The organism is Bradyrhizobium lablabi, assembly GCF_018131005.1.
Lineage (GTDB): Bacteria > Pseudomonadota > Alphaproteobacteria > Rhizobiales > Xanthobacteraceae > Bradyrhizobium > Bradyrhizobium lablabi_D.
In genome coordinates, this window is the sequence record NZ_JAFCJK010000012.1 from 22,940 (window position 1) to 41,387 (window position 18,448).

At 63.8% G+C, this 18,448-nt stretch carries 16 protein-coding genes; 5 read left to right on the forward strand and 11 right to left on the reverse strand.

Annotated features, from left to right (window positions below):
- Positions 1-33: 33 nt before the first annotated feature.
- From boxB to JQ553_RS29015, 4 genes are all read right to left on the reverse strand, one after another.
- Positions 34-1,485 carry a benzoyl-CoA 2,3-epoxidase subunit BoxB gene (gene boxB / locus JQ553_RS29000; protein WP_212503479.1) on the reverse strand — a complete coding sequence of 484 codons (1,452 nt, stop codon included), beginning with the start codon at positions 1,483-1,485 and terminating at the stop codon, positions 34-36.
- Between the two features lie 100 nt (positions 1,486-1,585).
- On the reverse strand, positions 1,586-3,274 hold the full coding sequence (gene boxC, locus JQ553_RS29005; RefSeq protein WP_212503480.1) for a 2,3-epoxybenzoyl-CoA dihydrolase: 1,689 nt from the start codon (positions 3,272-3,274) through the stop codon (positions 1,586-1,588).
- A 145-nt stretch (positions 3,275-3,419) separates the two neighbouring features.
- Positions 3,420-4,250, reverse strand: a complete 831-nt coding sequence (locus JQ553_RS29010) for an alpha/beta fold hydrolase (RefSeq protein WP_249144649.1) — start codon at positions 4,248-4,250, stop codon at positions 3,420-3,422.
- A 26-nt stretch (positions 4,251-4,276) separates the two neighbouring features.
- A complete protein-coding gene (locus tag JQ553_RS29015) occupies positions 4,277-5,803 on the reverse strand; it encodes a benzoate-CoA ligase family protein (protein WP_212503481.1) in 1,527 nt (508 codons plus the stop codon).
- Positions 5,804-5,942: 139 nt separating this feature from the next.
- On the opposite strand from JQ553_RS29015, the gene JQ553_RS29020 reads away from it, so the two are divergent.
- Positions 5,943-6,848 carry a helix-turn-helix transcriptional regulator gene (locus JQ553_RS29020; RefSeq protein ID WP_212503482.1) on the forward strand — a complete coding sequence of 302 codons (906 nt, stop codon included), beginning with the start codon at positions 5,943-5,945 and terminating at the stop codon, positions 6,846-6,848.
- A gap of 17 nt (positions 6,849-6,865) precedes the next feature.
- Here the strand turns inward: JQ553_RS29020 and JQ553_RS29025 are convergent, their stop codons facing one another.
- Positions 6,866-7,651, reverse strand: coding sequence for an IclR family transcriptional regulator C-terminal domain-containing protein (locus JQ553_RS29025; protein WP_212503483.1), 786 nt, complete (start codon positions 7,649-7,651; stop codon positions 6,866-6,868).
- Between the two features lie 109 nt (positions 7,652-7,760).
- On the opposite strand from JQ553_RS29025, the gene JQ553_RS29030 reads away from it, so the two are divergent.
- Both JQ553_RS29030 and JQ553_RS29035 read left to right on the forward strand, forming a co-directional pair.
- Positions 7,761-9,119 carry an aromatic ring-hydroxylating dioxygenase subunit alpha gene (locus JQ553_RS29030; protein ID WP_212503484.1) on the forward strand — a complete coding sequence of 453 codons (1,359 nt, stop codon included), beginning with the start codon at positions 7,761-7,763 and terminating at the stop codon, positions 9,117-9,119.
- A gap of 196 nt (positions 9,120-9,315) precedes the next feature.
- Entirely contained in the window at positions 9,316-10,752 is a 1,437-nt protein-coding gene (locus JQ553_RS29035) for a glutamine synthetase family protein (RefSeq protein WP_212503485.1), read from the forward strand.
- Positions 10,753-10,754: 2 nt separating this feature from the next.
- Here the strand turns inward: JQ553_RS29035 and JQ553_RS29040 are convergent, their stop codons facing one another.
- Both JQ553_RS29040 and JQ553_RS29045 read right to left on the reverse strand, forming a co-directional pair.
- On the reverse strand, positions 10,755-11,693 hold the full coding sequence (locus tag JQ553_RS29040) for an AEC family transporter (RefSeq protein WP_212503486.1): 939 nt from the start codon (positions 11,691-11,693) through the stop codon (positions 10,755-10,757).
- 60 nt (positions 11,694-11,753) lie between these two features.
- Positions 11,754-12,926, reverse strand: a complete 1,173-nt coding sequence (locus JQ553_RS29045) for a S9 family peptidase (RefSeq protein WP_212503487.1) — start codon at positions 12,924-12,926, stop codon at positions 11,754-11,756.
- Between the two features lie 127 nt (positions 12,927-13,053).
- Here JQ553_RS29045 and JQ553_RS29050 point away from each other — a divergent pair, with 127 nt between their 5' ends.
- Positions 13,054-13,953, forward strand: a complete 900-nt coding sequence (locus JQ553_RS29050) for a LysR family transcriptional regulator (protein ID WP_212503488.1) — start codon at positions 13,054-13,056, stop codon at positions 13,951-13,953.
- 97 nt (positions 13,954-14,050) lie between these two features.
- Positions 14,051-15,022 carry a tripartite tricarboxylate transporter substrate binding protein gene (locus JQ553_RS29055; protein ID WP_212503489.1) on the forward strand — a complete coding sequence of 324 codons (972 nt, stop codon included), beginning with the start codon at positions 14,051-14,053 and terminating at the stop codon, positions 15,020-15,022.
- 12 nt (positions 15,023-15,034) lie between these two features.
- Here JQ553_RS29055 and JQ553_RS29060 read toward each other — a convergent pair whose 3' ends face one another.
- Genes JQ553_RS29060 through JQ553_RS29075 form a run of 4 tightly spaced genes read right to left on the reverse strand, consistent with a single transcriptional unit; the run spans position 15,035 to position 18,389 of the window.
- Positions 15,035-15,763, reverse strand: coding sequence for an ABC transporter ATP-binding protein (locus JQ553_RS29060; RefSeq protein WP_212503490.1), 729 nt, complete (start codon positions 15,761-15,763; stop codon positions 15,035-15,037).
- A complete protein-coding gene (locus JQ553_RS29065; RefSeq protein WP_212503612.1) occupies positions 15,756-16,523 on the reverse strand; it encodes an ABC transporter ATP-binding protein in 768 nt (255 codons plus the stop codon). Before JQ553_RS29065 ends, JQ553_RS29060 begins: the two co-directional genes overlap by 8 nt.
- 4 nt (positions 16,524-16,527) lie before the next feature.
- On the reverse strand, positions 16,528-17,475 hold the full coding sequence (locus JQ553_RS29070) for a branched-chain amino acid ABC transporter permease (protein WP_212503491.1): 948 nt from the start codon (positions 17,473-17,475) through the stop codon (positions 16,528-16,530).
- Complete coding sequence (locus JQ553_RS29075; protein ID WP_212503492.1) at positions 17,472-18,389, reverse strand: branched-chain amino acid ABC transporter permease; 918 nt, start codon at positions 18,387-18,389, stop codon at positions 17,472-17,474. Before JQ553_RS29075 ends, JQ553_RS29070 begins: the two co-directional genes overlap by 4 nt.
- Between the last annotated feature and the right edge of the window lie 59 nt (positions 18,390-18,448).

Sequence of the window (18,448 nt, forward strand, 5' to 3'; positions counted from 1 at the left end):
CTTTCCGTGAGGAGAGGAACCGTTAGCTGATGGTCAGCTCTCGATCCTCACATATTCGAAGTCGCCGGGCTTGTTGTCGATGCCGACCTTGGGCGGCGAGATCCAGGATGCAAACTGGCCGGGCTCGGTTACCGGCTTCATCAGCGAGGCGATGAAGTCGCCATCCGCGGTCGACGGCAGCCAGTCGTTCCTGCGCTTCGCCCAGGTGGCGTCGTCGATCAAGAGGCCGTCGGGCGTCGCATGGACGTCCTTGAACTCCCCGATCTGGCGGTGGAAGGCCGTGTTCGGCACCGCGAGCTTGTAGTCATAGCCGGCGGTCGAGATCACCTTGTTCCAGCGCAACATGCCCTTGACGCAGTCCTGCGTGTAGTCATCGCGCAGCCGCATATTGAGCGCGGTCAGCGCCGGCTCGTCGACCATCTTGATCTGGCCATCGACCAGCTTCATCACCGGGTAGGTCGAGTTCTTGAGCTGATGATCGTCCTCGATCGCGGTTTCCTTGTAGCGCCCCTTGATGCCGGCATTGAAGGCGTTGGCCGCGTTGGTCGAAACCTCCGATCCGAACAGGTCGAGCGACAGCGAATAGTGCAGGTTCAGCTTCTTCTGGATGGTCGGCAGGTCGATCACCCCGAGCGCCCGGACTTTCGCGATGTCGTTCGGATCGGTGATGCCGGCTTCGCGCATCGCATCGCAGGTGCGTTGCACGACGCGCGTGATACCAGTCTCGCCGACGAACATGTGGTGGGCTTCCTCCGTCAGCATGAAGCGACAGGTGCGCGACAGCGGATCGAAGCCCGACTGCGCCAGCGAATGCAGCTGCATCTTGCCGTCGCGGTCGGTGAAGTAGGTGAACATGAAGAAGGACAGCCAGTCCGGCGTGGCCTCGTTGAACGCGCCGAGCATGCGCGGGCTGTCGGCATCACCGGAGCGGCGGCGGAGCAATTCGTCCGCCTCCTCACGCCCGTCGCGGCCGAAATATTTCTGCAAGAGGTAGACCATCGCCCAGAGGTGGCGGCCTTCCTCGACATTGACCTGGAACAGATTGCGCATGTCGTAGAGCGAGGGCGCGGTCTTGCCGAGATGGCGCTGCTGCTCCACCGACGCCGGCTCGGTGTCGCCCTGGATCACGATCAGGCGGCGCAGCACTGCGCGGTGCTCGCCGGGGACTTCCTGCCAGGCCGGCTTGCCGTAATTTTCACCAAACGGGATGACGCGGTTCTCTTCCTGCGGCGCCAACAGGATGCCCCAGCGATATTCCGGCATCCGCACATAATCGAACTTGGCCCAGCCGCGCGGATCAACCGAATAGGCGGTGCGCAGATACACCAGCGATTCCTGGAAACCATCCGGGCCCATGTCGCTCCACCAATCCATGTAGCCGGGGTGCCAGCCCTCCAGCGCCTTGAGCACCTGGCGGTCCTCGGCCAGATTCACGTTGTTCGGAATCTTGGTCGAGTAATCGACGTTCATGATGTTGACGTTCATTGGGAGCTCTCCCGCGTGAGGTGTTTGGCGAATAGTGAATGGCGAGTAGCGAATGGAGAAGGGTCGGCTATTCGCCACTCCCTATTCGCTATTCGCTCCCCTAAACTCTCGTCATATCGAATTGCGCCTTCTGGCCGGTGCCGTAGCGGCGCAGCGCACCCTCCTCACCGACCGCATTCGGCCGCTGGAAGATCCAGTTCTGCCACGCCGTGAGGCGGGCGAAGATCTTCGATTCCATCGTCTCCGGACCGACGAAGCGCAAATTCGCTTCCATGCCAGTGAGGCCGTCGGGCGAGAACGAGGTGCGCTCCTCGAGAAACACCCGTACCTCGTCGTCCCAGTCGATATCGTCGAGCGCGAAGGTGACGAGGCCGAACTCCTCGGCCTGCTCCGCATCGAGCGCCTTGCCGATCGATTCTCGCGCGCGCTCCAGATCCGACGGATCGGCCTGGAAGCGCGACTGCAACCGCGTCAGGCCATGGCTCATCGGATAGGGTCCGAAATTCATCGCGGTCAGTTCGATCGTCGGCGGGGCGCGGTTGTCTCCCTGCTTCTGGCCGATCAGCATGTAGGAGCGGTCGGCGGCGAACACGAGTTCGGCGAGCGTGCCGACGAAGCAGGAGCCGGGCTCGACCAGCGTCACCAGCGTGCGGGAGGTGACGTCGATGCGCTTGAGCACGCGCTTCCAGTAGTGCCTGATCTCGTTGACCAGCCAGTGCGCCTTGTTGGCCTCGAGGAACGTGTCATAGGCGACGACGTTGGCGCGGTCACCGTGGCTCTTGAACACCAGCATGGCGATCTCGAGCTCGTTGATGCGCAGATGCAGGATCGCATCGTCGAGCTCGCGCGCGACCTGCAGCGGCCAGAACGATGCGCCCTGCGCCATCAGGCCGGCGGTGTCGGCCGGCGGCGCCGCTTCCGGCGCCTTGATCGAAATGGTGGCGATGCGCGCGGCGCGATCGATATCGACACCGACAAAGCCATAGCGGATCGCGCCGTCGTCGATGATCCGCTTCAGCGGCGTCAACGTGACACCCGGGCCTGCGCCGTTGCGGGTCGATTTGGCGGAGAACTCCCTGACGCGGTCGGCAAGCCTGCCTTCGAGCTTGCTGTTCGGCGCGATCTCGTCGACCAGGCGCCACTGCACCGCGCGCTTGCCCTTGATGCCTTCCTCGATGGTGCAGAAGAAATCAGCGTGGTCGCGGCGCACCTTCCGCTTGTCGACGACGCGGGTCAGCCCGCCGGTGCCCGGCAACACCGCAAGCAGCGGCACCTCCGGCAGCGCGACAGCCGCCGCGCCGTCGTCGGCAAGGATGATGTGATCGGTCGCAAGCGCAAGCTCATAGCCGCCGCCGGCCGCCGTGCCGTTGACGACGGTGATGAAGCGCTGGCCGGAATTCTCCGAGGAATCTTCCAACCCATTGCGGGTCTCGTTGGTGAATTTGCAGAAGTTGACCTTGTGGGCGTGGGTCGATCCCGCGAGCATGCGGATATTGGCGCCGGCGCAGAACACCCGGTTCTTGCCCGAGCGCATCACCACGACCTTCACTTCGGGATGCTCGAAGCGCAGCCGCTGCACGGCGTCCGCAAGCTCGATATCGACGCCGAGGTCATAGGAGTTCAGCTTGAGCTGATAGCCTTCGAACAGGCCGGCATTCTCGTCGACGTCCATGGTGAGCGTCGCGACATCGCCCTGCACGTCCAGCTTCCAGTGCCGGTAGCGCGACGGATCGGTTTGGAAGTCGATGTATTTCGCCCCGCCTGCGAGGACGCGATCGTCGCCAGCCATTGGGCCACCCTTCAATACTGCCTGTTGTACTATGCACAATAGTGCATGTTTTTGATCTGGTCTAGTTCAAAACGCGATAACATGCATTTTGTTGCATGTTTCCGAATTCGTTCGCCAGGCCAATGGCCTAGCACCGGCTCGCGGGTCAGGCGGCCAGCGTCTGATCGTCCCGTAGCGCGGCCTCGGCGAATTCGGTGATCGCGGCCAGCGTCGCAGCCGAAGCCTCGCGATGCGGCGAATGGCCGGCGCCGTCGATGACGGCGACATCGACAGGGCAATAGCACTCCTCCCTGGCGATCTCGACCTGGCGCATCGTGCCGTACTGATCGTCGACGCCCTGTACGATCAGGACAGGCACGCGGATATAGGCGAGATAGTCGGAGATATCCCAATCGCGGAAATTCGGATCAAGCCAGGCGCCGTTCCAGCCGTAGAAGGCGTTGTCGACATCGTTGTGCCAGCGCGCGAGTTTCTCTTTCAAATTCGTCGTCTCATACGCCGTCTTGACCTCGGCGATCGACTTCACCGAAATGTCCTCGACGACGAAATGCGGCGCGATCAGCGTGATCCCCTGCAGGCGGTGATCCTGACGCGAGCCGGCGTAGATCGCGGCGATCGAGGCGCCATCGGAATGGCCGACGAGCAGGCCGCGGCGGAAGCCGATCTGATCCAGCAGCTTTGGCAGCACCTCCAGGGCCTCGACATGCATGTAATCGAGCGGGCGCGGCAAATTGACCGGCGTCGACGCGCCATAGCCTGCGCGCGAGTAGACGAACACGCCGGCACCGGTCGCAGCTTGCAGTCTCTCCGGGAAATCGCCCCACAGTCCGACCGAGCCGAGGCCCTCATGCAGCATCACGATGGTTGGCGCAGATTCGGGCGACGGACCGATCATGCGATATTCAAGGTCGGAGCCGTCGATGCGCAGCAGGCCGGAGGGTGCGAAAATCATGTTCTGCTCTTCGGTTCTCGTCATGCCCGGGCTTGACCCGGCCATGACGGCTAGTGTTCGCGCAACTTGAACCGCTGGATTTTTCCCGTTGCCGTCTTCGGCAGGCTGTCGACGACATCGATCCAGCGCGGATATTTCCACGGGCCGATCTTCTGCTTGACGTGCTCCTTCAACGCCTCATGCAGGCCCACGGCCTCGGTATCGGCGCGCAGCACCACGAACGCTTTCGGCTTCAGCAGGCCCTCGGGGTCGGCCTCGGGCACGACGGCGGCTTCCAGCACCGCGGGATGCGTGATCAGAGCGCTCTCGACCTCGAACGGCGAGACCCAGATGCCTGAGACCTTGAACATATCGTCCGAACGGCCGCAGAAGGTGTAACGTCCATCGGCGTCGCGGGTATATTTGTCACCGGTGCGTGTCCACGAACCTTCGAAGGTCGTGCGGCTCTTGCTGCGCTGATTCCAATAACCCTCGCCGGCCGACGGCGCATCGACCAGCAATTCGCCGACCTCGCCATCGGCGACCTCGGCGCCGGTCTCGTTGACCAGCCGCACCTTGTAGCCGGGCACCGGGCGGCCGGACGATCCGTATTTGATATCGCCTGGCGCATTCGACAGGAAGATATGCAACAACTCGGTCGAGCCGACGCCGTCGAGGATGTCGACCCCGAAGCGCGACCTCCAGGCATTGCCGACCGATTCCGGCAGCGCTTCGCCCGCCGAGGTGCAGATGCGCAGGCGATTGCCGCCACGCTGCGCCTTCAGCGCCTCGTCGTTCAGCATTGCCGCAAACAGCGTCGGCACGCCGAAGAAGATGCTCGGATTGTATCTGTTGATCAGCGCGAACATTGTCGCCGGCGTCGGGCGCTCCGGGTTCAGCACCGTGGTGGCGCCGACCGACATCGTGAACGTCAAGGCGTTGCCGAGGCCATAGGCGAAAAACAGCTTTGCCGCCGACAACCCGACATCGTCCTCGCGGATGCCGAGCACCTGCTTTGCGTAAGTCTCCGCGGTCGCGGCGAGGCTGGAATGCAGATGACGCACGCCCTTGGGCATGCCGGTCGAGCCCGATGAATAGAGCCAGAAGGCCGGCTCATCAGCATGCGTTGCCGCAGTAGCAAAACTGTCGCTCTCGCCGGCGATCTCATCGGCGAGCCTCTTGTGTCCATGCGCGTCCTTGCCGGAGACCACGACGTGCTCGAGATCCGGCAGGCGACCGATGATGTCTTTCACGACCGGCAACAGTGCCTCGGACACGAACAGCACACGGGCGCGGCAGTCCGCCAGCACATAGGCATATTGGTCGGCCGTCAGCAGCGTGTTCAACGGCACCGGCACCACGCCGGCACGGATCGCGCCCAGGAAGACGATCGGAAAGTCGACCGTATCGAGCATGATCATGGCGACCCGCTCTTCGCGACGAACGCCGAGCCGGCGCAGCATGTTGCCGAGCCGGCGCGTCTGCTGCTGCAACTCGCCATAGGTGAGTTCTGACACGGTGTCGTCGAAGACGACCTTGCCGCCGCGGCCCTCGTCGACGTTGCGGTCGAGCAGCCAGGTCACTGCATTGTAAATCATGCCCCGTTCCTCGGACTCACGCGCGTCACGACGCCTTCTCCCCACTTTTAAGAATTATAATTCATACAAAGCCACTGCGTTGGCTTGCTGTCAATCCTCATCGGCACTATGTTTCCTGAAACCGCGTCGCACAGGGATCATGAGCTCAGACAACGATCCGGAATCCGGCTTTCTCGAGCAGCTCGGCCAGCGCGTGCGCACCATGCGGGCACTCCGCGGCATGTCGCGAAAAGTACTCGCGAAGGTCTCCGGCATTTCCGAACGTTACATCGCCCAGCTCGAGAGCGGCAAAGGCAATGTCTCGATCGTGCTGCTGCGCCGCGTCGCAGGCGCGATGGGCGCGCATCTCGAGGATCTCATCCCCTCGAGTGAGCCGGCGCCCGACTGGGCCGTGATCCGCGATCTCCTGCGCAAGGCGACGCCGAACCAGATTGCGCAGGCCAAGGACATCCTCGCCGGCGGCGCATCCGCACCGCGCCGCGCCTCATTCTCCGGCATCGCGTTGATCGGGCTGCGCGGCGCCGGCAAATCGACGCTCGGCAGGATGCTGGCAAAGAAAATCGGCTGGAGCTTTGTCGAGCTCAACAAGGAGATCGAGACGCAGAACGGCCTTTCGGTCGCCGAGATCATCGCGCTCTATGGCCAGGAAGGCTTCCGCCGCATGGAGCAGGTCGCGCTGACGCAACTGCTGGCGCGGAAGGAATTGATGGTGCTCGCGACCGGCGGCGGCATCGTCTCCGAGCCGCTGACGTTCGATTTGATCCTCTCGTCGTTCTACACGATCTGGCTGAAGGCCGAACCCGAAGAGCACATGGCCCGCGTCCGCCGCCAGGGTGACCTGCGCCCGATGGCCGACGACCGCTCCGCGATGGCCGAACTGCGCAACATCCTGGTCAGCCGCGAACCGCTTTACGCGCGCGCCTCAGCCGTGGTGGATACCGCCGGGCTCTCGGTCGACGCCGCCGCCGCGCGCCTGATCGACTCGGTGCGGCCCGTGCTGCAGAACGAGGCCCGCTCGTTCGGACTGCGCAGCGTGGCCTTGTAATCCACACCTCACGCGATCTACAGCAGGCGGCTCTTCGCGTCCTCGGCCCCCTCACGCAACAACGGCAGGAAACGCTCGATCAGCTCGCTCGCCGGCACGCGATCGACATGCGCACCCATGTTGATGGCGGCGACGATGGTTCCATCATAGCGGCGCACCGGCACCGAGATCGAACGGAAATGAGGTTCGGCCTCGCGGTCGACAAGCGAATAGCCCTGTTCGCGATCGGCGATGATGGCAGCGAGCAGCCGTTTTGGATCGGTCAGGGTCTGCGGCGTCAGGGCTTCGCGACGCATCGCCTCTAGCCGCGCCGCGAGCTCGTCGTCCTGAAGCCGGCCGAGCATGGCGCGGCCGACCGAGGTGCAGAACGCCGGCAGCCGGTAGCCGATGTCGAGGCCGGCGGAGAACACCCGCGTCGGACTGCCGCGTGCGACAAACACCACCTCATCGCCATCAAGCAATGCGAGCGAGCTGATCTCCTGCGCCGATGTCGCGATGCGGTCGAGCACCGGCTGCAGCACCGAGACCACCTGGTTCGACCGCAGATAGGATCCGGCAAGTGTCAACACATGCGGCGTCAGCGTGAACAGCTTGCCGTCGGTAGATACAAAACCTCCATGTGCGAGCGTGAAGAGGATGCGCCGCGCAGTGGCACGCGGCAGATCGGCGGCGCGTGCCAGATCGCTCAGCGTCGCAGGACCGGTGACGGCGCCAAACACTTGCAGGAGACGCAGGCCACGGTCGAGGCTCTCGACGAAATCGGTGGCGCGCTCGTCCTGATCGGTCCGCTTCAGCTTTGGCATCGGTCCCGGCTTTGAACGGTTCAAAAATTTGGACTTGCCGTCCCGACCACACATGGCATAATTCGCCCATTCGTTCAATAGGCGAACAAATCCGACGGGAGACGCCGCCATGATGAGCCAGGACCAGAACGATCTGATCACCCGCACCGGCCGCAAGGACCCGTGCGGAAAGCTGATGCGGATGTACTGGCAACCGGCGGCGCTGGTGGATGAGTTGCAGGGCGCGCGCCCGGTGCGGCCAGTGAGACTGCTCGGCGAGAACCTCGTGCTGTTTCGCGGCGAGGATGGCCGCTACGGGCTGATCGATCGCCACTGCGCGCATCGCGGCGCCGATCTCGCCTTCGGCCGGCTCGAGAATGGCGGCCTGCGCTGCGCCTTCCATGGCTGGCTGTTCGATACGACCGGCCAATGCGTTGAGACGCCGGCGGAGCCGGCCGGCTCGCAGCTCTGCAAGGGTATCAGGCAGCGCGCCTATCCCGTGGTCGAAAAGAGCGGCATCCTCTGGGCTTATCTTGGCGAGGGCGAGCCGCCGGCATTCCCGGAAATCGACTGCTTCGTCGCGCCCGAAAGCCACACCTTCGCATTCAAGGGCCACATGAACTGCAACTGGCTGCAGGCGCTCGAGGTCGGCATCGACCCGGCGCATGCATCCTATTTGCACCGGTTCTTCGAGGACGAGGATACCTCCGCGGCCTATGGCAAGCAGTTTCGTGGCGCGTCCGCCGGCAGCGACATGCCGATGACCAGGATCCTGCGCGAATATGATCGCCCCATCATCAATGTCGAGCACACCGAATATGGCCTGCGGCTCATTGCGCTCCGCGAGCTGGACGAGGAACGCACACATGTGCGCGTGACCAACCAGCTGTTCCCGCACGGCTTCGTCATCCCGATGTCGACGGAGATGACGATCACGCAGTGGCACGTGCCAATCGACGACGAGAATTGCTACTGGTACGCGATCTTCACCAGCTACACGGCCCCGGTCGACAAGAAGAAGATGCGCGACCAGCGGCTCGAGCTCTATGAGCTGCCCGACTACAAGTCGCGCAAGAACAAGACCAACGATTACGGCTTCGATCCGCACGAGCAGGCGACCGCGACCTACACCGGCATGGGTACCGATATCAACGTCCACGACCAGTGGGCGGTGGAATCGATGGGCCCGATCCAGGATCGCACCAACGAGCATCTCGGCCAGAGCGACAAGGCGATCGTGCAGTATCGTCGCCTGCTGCGGCAGGAAATCGAGAAGGTCGCCGGCGGCGAACAGCCGATGCTGTTCCTCGATGATGCCACCGCGCGCAGCATTCAGGGTCCGGCGACGATGGACGGCATCGGGCCCACCCAAGGCTGGGAGCTCTACTGGATGGAAGTCGATGTCAAGCGCCGCCGCGGCGCGCCATGGGCCGCGCCTGTGCCGCGGGAGATCGCAGGCAAGGTAACCCACCTGACGGCGGCGGAGTGATGATGGTTTCAGTGGGCCAGCACCGCATCTTGCCTCACCTCGCCCCGCTTGCGGGGAGAGGTCGGATCGCATCGCAAGATGCGATCCGGGTGAGGGGGTACAGGTCTATCGACAAATCGAGCCGGCGGAGAGAGCCCCTCACCCCTACCCTCTCCCCGCGAGGAGCGGGGAGAGGGAGAAGTGAAGGAGTGACGCCTTGAGTTTCGTCGAGCGTCACGGCCTGTGGTCGGATGAGCAGAAGGAGGCGGCGAGCCGCCTTCGCAGCGTCGTCGAGGAGAGGAATCTCGAAGTCATCCGGCTGTCGTTTCCGGACCAGCACGGCATTCTGCGCGGCAAGACGCTGATCGCAACTGAGGCGGTGCGTTCGCTCGAGAGCGGCTGCTCCATCACCACGACGATGCTGGCGAAGGACACCTCGCACAAGACGGTGTTCCCGGTATTCACCGCCGGCGGTGGCTTCGGCATGAAGGAGATGGAGGGCGCGGCCGACGTGCTGATGGTTGCCGATCCCGCCACGTTCCGCGTGCTGCCTTGGGCGCCGAACACCGGCTGGCTGCTCTGCGATCTGCATTTCAACGACGGTCGGCCAGTGCCGTTCGCAACGCGTAATCTTTACCGCAAGGTGCTCGATCAGCTCGGAAGCCGCGGTTACGATTTCGTCGCGGGGCTGGAGGTCGAATTCCATCTGTTCAAGCTCGACGACGCATACATGGCGCCGGAGGATGCGGGGCAGCCCGGACGTCCGCCCGCGGTCAGCCTGCTGTCGCACGGCTACCAGTATCTGACCGAGCAGCGCTACGACCTGATGGAGCCGGCGCTGGAAATCATTCGCCGCGACATCATCGCGCTCGGCCTGCCGCTCCGCTCGGTCGAGGTCGAGTTCGGCCCGAGCCAGTGCGAGTTCACTTTCCAGCCGACGGCAGGTGTTGCGCCCGCCGACACCATGGTGCTGTTCCGCTCGGCGGTGAAGCAGATCGCGCGCCGCCACGGCTATCACGCGACCTTCATGTGCCGGCCGAAGCTGCCGAACGTGTTCGCAAGCGGCTGGCACCTCCACCAGTCGCTGGTGTCGCGCGCGAGCGGCGAGAACGCGTTCATGGCGAAGGAGACCGCCGAGCCGCTGAGTCCGCTCGGACGCGCCTACCTCGCCGGCCTCATCGCGCATGCGCGGGCCTCGACTGTATTCACGACGCCGACCATCAACGGCTACAAGCGCTACCGATCCTATTCGCTGGCGCCGGACCGCGCGATCTGGGGGCGCGACAATCGCGGCGTCATGATCCGCGTGCTCGGTGGCGCGGGCGATGCCGCGACGCGGCTGGAGAACAGGATCGGCGAGCCGGCGGCGAACCCCTATCTCTACATGGCCTCGCAGATCCTCTCCGGCCTCGACGGCATCGACCGCAAGCTGGATCCGGGTCCGTCGGCGGATACGCCCTACGAGACCAAGGCGGCGCTCCTGCCGAAATCGCTGCGCGAGGCGGTGTTTGCGCTCGACGACGATCCGTTCTTCCGCGGGGCGTTCGGGGCAGAGTTCGTGGACTATTACGTCCACATCAAGAACGCCGAGATCGAGCGGTTTCAGGCTGAAGTGTCGGACTGGGAACACCGCGAATATTTCGAGATGTTTTGAAATCAGGTCCAGCTCCAACCGGCCGACAACAGGATCGCCGCGGTCAGCGTCACGGTGCTGAGAAGTGTGCTTGCGATCAGCATCGTGCCGATCTGGGCCGACGCCACGCCATAACGGACCGCGAACAGGACACCGAACGCACCTGACGGCACCGCCATCAGCATGACCGCGACACGCGCCTCCGCGCCGTCGAGCAGCGGCAGCGCCAGGAGTGCGGTCAGCAGCGGCTGAAGCACGTTCTTCATCGCGACCGTCCAGGCGACATTCGCAGAGAGTTTTACGGGCTGCGCCGATAGCACGAGGCCGGTGAGGAACAGGGCGGTGCCTGATGCGCCCTGCCCGACCAGGATCAGCGTGCTCTCGACGAGCGGCGGCGGCGAAAACCCCGCCAGTGAGCACAACAGTCCCAACACCGGCGCGATGACGATCGGCTGGAGCAGAGCTTTCTTCATGACCGAAAGGACATTCGCGCTCTTGCCGTCAGCGGATTCGAGCAGCAGCAGCGACAGCGGCGTCACCACGATGGCGGCAATCGCGACCGCAACAGCGACGGAGATCGAGGCGGATCTGGAGAACAGCGCTGCGACGATCGGAAGACCCGCGGAGCCGACATTTGGGCCCGACGCCGTCAGCGCAATCAGCGCGCTTTCGCGCCGGTCACGGCCGAACCACAATCGCTCCACGAAATACGTCACGCCATACGCCACCAGCATCGCACCCGACAGCACCAGCGCAAGGGTGGCCTGATCGAGCATGGCCTTGCGAGAAGCCTGCGCCATCGCGGTGAACAATGCAGCCGGCAGTGCGAAATCCATCACCAGCGCATTGAGCGAGCCGATATTTCGATTGTCGAAATCCCTGGTGTGGCCGGCGCAATAGCCGAGCGCCATCACGAGAAACACGGGCGCCAGCGACGCCAAGATGGTCATGGTCTGGGTCATGGTTCGCCATCCTTGCCGGGGCCTTAGCGACAGCCCCGGCCCCTGGAGATTTCTACGTCGTCAAGCAGCGACGCCGGTTGCCGTCGCGCTCTCCCCAACCGGCATGCCGGGGTAGAAGCTCGCAAGCCAATGGACGATCGCATGACGAGCAACCGCCGAATTTCCGAGCTGGCAATGCTGCTCCGCTCCCTCGCGCGCGGTGAATATCCGCGTTGTCACGGACCGGGCGCAAACGAGCTCGCGCATGGTCCGATGCACCCAGCCGACATTGAACAGATGATCCTGCTCGCCTTCAGTCAGCAGGATATCCTGCTTGACGTTGTGCAGGATTCCGTCGAGCGAGTGCTTCGCGATCGCTGTGAGGAAATCATATGGCGTCTTGGTGCCGGTGATATGCATTCCCTGGACAACACACCATTCGAATACCGAGCTCGGCAGGCGCTCTTCGGCGACCAGCGCCTCGGTCCCCTTGCGGTCGCCCGCCTTGAACAGCGAGATCAGTTGCTGTGCCTTGCCGGGCCGCATTTGCTTGAGCGTCATATCGAGACCCGAATACGATGTGGGCATCGAGACGATGTGCTTGATGCGGGACTCGAAGGCGGCCGCACGGATCGACATGTAGCCGCCGCAGGAGGCGCCGAGCCAGTCCACGGCATCGAGCCCGAAATAATCGATCGCCGCCTTGGCCGGCTTCTCCCACGCATGATCCAGATAGATTCCCTGCCGCAGGGCGCCGCCCTGGCCGGGCCCGTCGAAGGCGATGACGGTCACTCCAAGATCGGTCATAGGGAGGAGAAAGTTGTAGAACTCCTCGACAAAGGAATCGTATCCGCCGGTGAAGATGAGCGTGCTGCGCTCCTTGCCTCTCGCCTGCAGCCTGAAACCCGGCAGATGCCCGCCGGGATATGGAATGGCGATGCGCTCGTAACCGGCGACACCTTTCATGCCGAGAGCCCAGCTTCGAGCGAAGTCGTCGTAGAGGCCGTTGCGCACGTCGCCGGCCGGCAAATAGAACTCGGCGCCGTGATAATAGGAGGCGGCGTCCAGGTATCGCTTCTCGGCTTCCGCTTTTTTGGCAACCTCGAGCCAGACCGTGTACCAGGAATCATAGTCCTTGATGCGTGGCGCGATGGCGCTGAGCTCCTTGAGGCGCGCTGGTGACGTCCCGTCAAGCAGCGGCCGGTTGAACGTGTAATTCATCCCCGGGTCGGGCAACATATGGATAAAGGGCATGGTGTTCGCTCCGTTGATTGGGATTTAGTCGCGGGCCGAACAATTGACCCAAGCCGGCGTTGATGCCATATCAATTCGGGCACCGTTCTATTGCCGAAAATGCAACAGCTACGGCGAGGTCGATCCGATGGATTTCACGGCCCTTCGCTATTTCAGCGCCACCGCCCACGCCCAATCGATTCGCGCCGCGTCCGACCGGCTGCATGTCTCGCCGTCGGCAATCAGCCGCCAGATCGCCAAGCTCGAACACGAATTGCGTGCGCCGATTTTCGACCGGCGCGCGCAGGGCATGAAGCTAACTGCGGCAGGCGAAATCCTGCTGTCGAAGATCGACGGCGTGATGCGCGAATTCTCGCGCGTCAAATCCCACATCGCGGCGCTGCAGGACCTGCAGGCGGGCAACGTCGACATCTACTGCTTCCAGACCGCGATCGAGAGTTTCGTCGCGCCGGTGCTGAACCGCTTCAACGCGCAATATCCCGACGTGACCTTCAACATCAGGATGAGCAGCACCGACGAGGCGATGGAGGCGCTGATCGCGGGCACAGCGGAAATCGGCCTCGTTCTCAACGCCCCCGCGCGCGACGCCATCACGCGGCTGGAAGTCTTCCGCGACAAGATGGTCGCGGCATTTTCACCTGCGCATCCCCTTGCCGGACGCAAGGTCATATCGCTGGCGGAGCTCAAGGAGTTTCCGTTCGCCTTGACCGAGCCATCATTCGGCCTCCGCCAGCAGATGGACAGGGTCTTCGCCAGGCACGGATTCGTGCCGAAGCCGTTTTGCGTGACCAACTCACTGGCGCTGGTGAAGGAAGTGGCGGCCATCGGCAGGCAATGCACGCTGCTGCCGCGCTTCGCCGTCGAGCGGGAATCGGCCAGCGGATCGCTCATGACTGTGCCGGTGCGCGAGTTTGCGTCGGAATCCCTGGTATTCTGCATCTGCTCACGCAGCGACCGCTCGCTATCGCCGGCGGCCAAAGTGTTCATGGACACAGTGGTCGATTATTGCCGCCGATATCGCCGTTGAGATATCCTCGAACGATCAGGCACCGGACCTGACCAATCACCGGGAAATGCGCTGCCGGCGAGCCGTTGCTGTCCGGCTGCCAGAGGGCGAGAGCGCCATGCTCCGACGCCGGAAGTTCCTGCAGTTCGGCGCGGCCGCGATCGCGGCTACCGCAAGCCCCGCGCTCGCGACCGCCGCCTATCCGGCCCGGCCCGTATATCTGATCGTCGGTTTCTCGGCCGGCGGCAATACCGACCTCGTGGCGCGCATCCTCGCCCAATGGCTCTGGCAAAAATTCGGCCAGCCCTTCGTCGTCGAGAACCGCACGGGTGCGGCGACCAACCTCGCCACCGAGCAGGTGATACGCGCGCCCCCCGACGGCCACACTCTGCTCGTCGCTTCGGCGGCGAACGCCATCAACGCCACGCTGTTCCGCAATCTCAAATTCAACTTCATCCGCGACACCGAACCCGTCGCAGCCATCGCCAGCGCGCCCCTGGTGATGTGTGTCCACCCCTCATTTCCTCCGGCATCCGTCGCGGCGTTCATCGAATACGCCAAATCGAAGCCGAATGGACTGAACTTTGGCTCGAGCGGCGTGGGGAGCCCTCCGCATGTCGCAACCGAATTGTTCAAGAGGATGGCCGGCGTCACCATGCAGCACGTTCCCTATCGTGGCGATGCGGAGGCGATCAGCGACCTGATCGGCGGACGTGTGCAGGTCTACTTTGCGACCCTGCCCGGCTCGATGGAATTCATTCGCGCCCGCGCGCTGCGCGCACTTGCAGTGACGGCAACAGAGCGCTCGTCGGCGCTGCCCGAAGTCGCGGCCATGGCCGAATTCTTGCCCGGCTACGACGCCTCCATCTGGAACGGCATCAGCGCGCCGAAGGGCACACCGGAGCAGATCGTCGCCGCGCTCAACCGCTGCATCAACGAAGGGCTCGCCGACCCGAAAGTGAGCGCGCGCCTCGCAGAGCTCGGGGCGAAAACACGGCCCGGCACGCCAGGCGACTATGCAAGACTGGTCGCTGGCGAAACCGACAAATGGGGCGCGATTGTCAGATCGACCGGCTCATACATCGAATGATCGTAATCGGCATCAAATCCCCAGATACCGGTGCTGCAGGCCCGGCTCTGCAACCAGCTGCTCGCTCGTTCCGCTCCACACCGTTCTGCCGCGCTCGATGATGTAGTGGCGGTCGGCGATGCGGGCCAAATTCTCGACGTTCTTGTCGATGACGAGCACCGATTGCCCCTGCCCTTTCAGCATCGACAGGCAGCTCCAGATCTCGTCGCGGATCAGTGGCGCAAGTCCTTCGGTGGCTTCATCGAGGATCAGAAGCTTCGGATTGGTCATCAGCGCGCGGCCGATCGCGAGCATCTGCTGTTCGCCGCCGGAGAGTGTTACGCCCATGTTACCGCTGCGCTCGGCCAATCGCGGAAAGAGCGCATGGATCTTGTCGAGCGTCCAGGGATCGCGGCTGCCCTGCCGGTTGCCTGAGGCCGCGACGAGATTCTCTCGCACCGTCAGGTTAGGAAAGATCTGGCGGCCTTCGGGCACCAGGCCGATGCCGAGTTTTGCAATCTTGTAGGACGGCAGGCCCCGCACCTGCTCTCCCGCAAAGCGGATGGCGCCGCCGCGCGCAGGCGTCAGGCCCATGATCGAGCGAACGGTCGTGGTCTTGCCCATGCCGTTGCGGCCCATCAGCGCGACCATCTCGCCGGACTTGATCGACAGCGAGAGGCCGAACAGCACCTGACTGAGGCCATAACAGGTTTCGATCGCGTCGACCTCAAGCAGAGTCTCGGCCACTTTGGTGTCAGCCATGGCGGGTCACCGCGTGCTGTTCGCCGAGATAGGCGCGCTTGACCTCGTCGTGCTTGCGGATGGCATCCGGCGCGTCGCAGGCGATGACGCGGCCATAGACCAGGACCGTGATACGGTCGGCGAGCGCGAACACCGCCTCCATGTCGTGCTCGACCAGCACGATGGTCACTTCCTTGCGCAGCTCCTTCAATAGCGCGACCATCCGCGCCGACTCGGTGATGCCGAGGCCAGCCATCGGCTCATCCAGCAGCAGGAGCTGCGGCCTGGTTGCGAGCGCGACCGCAAGCTCGAGCTCGCGCTGCTCGCCATGGCTCAGTTCCGAGACCACCACATTGGCGCGTGCGCCGAGGCCGACGCGCTCCAGCGCTGCGCGCGCGGCATCCCGCAGGTGCTTCTCCTTGCGCGCATTGCCCCAGAAGCGGAAGGAGTGGCCGTCATGCGCCTGCGCCGCGAGCGCGACATTGTCGATCGCCGAAAAATCCTTGAGCAGCGAGGTGATCTGGAACGAGCGCGCCAGCCCGAGCCGGCTCCGCTTGTAGGAAGGCAGTCCCGTGACATCGCGCCCGGCGAAGCGGATGGTGCCGGAATTCGGTGTCAGTTGACCGGTGAGCTGGCTGATCAGCGTGGTCTTGCCGGCGCCGTTGGGGCCGATGATGGCGTGCAACTCGCCCGGCACGACTTCCATCGAGAGGTTGTCGGTGGCGGTGATGCCGCCGAAGCGGCGGACCAGGTTTTCGACGCGGAGCAAGGGATCAGCCAGGGAATCAGTCACGGCTTATCCTCCCGAGCAGGCCCATGATGCCGCCGCGCGCGAACAGCACGATCAACAGCAACAGCGGGCCCATGATCAGCGCCCAATATTCAGTGAATTGCGACAGCAGCTCTTCCAGCACGAGATAGACGATGGCGCCCATGACAGGCCCGAACAGCGAGCCCATGCCGCCGAGAATCACCATCACCATGAGATCGCCGGAGCGGGTCCAGTACATCACCGCCGGGCTGATGAAGTCGGTGTTGTTGGCAAGCAGGGCGCCCGCCAGGCCGCAGATCGTGCCCGCGATGACAAAGCACGCCAGACGGTAGCGATTGGCGTGGAAGCCGATCGCCTGCATGCGCTGCTCGTTGGAGCGCACGCCCTGCACGACAAGGCCGAAGCGCGAATTGACGATCCGCCAGATCAGGTAAAGGCCGCCGAACAGGCAGGCGAGGCACAGGTAGTAGAACTGCGTGCGGTTCGAGAGATTGATCAGGCCGGCGAAATCGCTGCGCTTGTAGATGGTCAGGCCATCGTCCCCGCCATAGCGCGACAGGCCGGAAGCGACGTAATAGGCCATCTGCGCAAAGGCGAGCGTGATCATGATGAAGTAGACGCCGCGGGTGCGCAGCGAGAGCGCACCGATGACAAGGGCAAACAAGGCGGACACCGCGAGCGCGACCGGCCATTGGATGAAGCCGGAGCCGGTGCCTTCGGCTGCGAGGATGCCGACCGCGTAACCGCCGATGCCGAGATAGGCGGCATGGCCGAAGCTCATCATGCCGCCATAGCCCATGATCAGGTTCAGGCTCGCGGCCGCCAGCGCGAAGATCACGATGCGGGTGAAGAGCGTCAGGATGAAAATGTTGCCTGATACCGCCGAATAGACCGGCAGCAGGAGGAGACCGGCGCAGAGCACCACCGCGACGGCGTTGGAGACGTTGAGCTTGGGCGTCATCGTTTGGCGGCCGGAAACAGCCCCTCCGGGCGCACCACGAGGACGATGGCCATCAAGAGATAGATCAGCATCGAGGACAGCGCGGGTGCAGCGGTCGAGGCCGCCGCCCCGCTCAGCACCTTGCGCAGCAGATCGGGCAGGAAGGCGCGGCCGAGCGTGTCGATCATGCCGACGAAGATCGCCGCCAGGAACGCGCCGCGAATCGAACCGATGCCGCCGATCACGATGATGACGAAGGCGAGAATCAGGATGTTCTCGCCCATCCCGATCTGCACGGTCAGGATCGGCGCCTGCATCAGCCCGGCAAGGCCGGCGAGCGCGGCGCCAAGACCGAACACGAGCGTGAACAGCAGCTTGATGTTGATGCCGAGCGCGCCGATCATCTCGCGGTTCGAGGCGCCGGCGCGGATCAGCATGCCGACGCGCGTGCGCATCACGACGACATAGAGCAGCGCGGCGACCGCCAGCGCAACCGCGATGATCAACAGACGATAGGCCGGATAGAATACGCCCGGAATGATCTGCACCGGAACCGTGAGCCAGGCCGGCAGCGGCAGCGCAAGCCCGGCCGGCCCCCAGATCAACCGCACGGCATCGTTGAAGAACAGAATCAGGCCGAAGGTTGCCAGAACCTGGTCGAGATGATCGCGGCCGTAAAGATGCCTGAGCGCGACGAATTCAAGCGCGATCCCGAGCAGCAGCGTGGCGCCGAGCGCCATCAGCGCGCCGAGCACGAAATTGCCGGTCCAGGCCACGAAGGTCGCCGCGAAATAGGCGCCCATCATGTAGAGCGAGCCGTGCGCCAGGTTGACGAAATCCATGATGCCGAACACCAGCGTCAGGCCTGCGGCCAGCAGGAACAGCAGCAGGCCGAATTGCAGGCCATTCAGGAGTTGTTCGACGACAAGGAACATCGTGAGGTTACACCCGCCTTAAACAAAACAGCGGCAGCGCTGATGCGCCGCCGCTTATT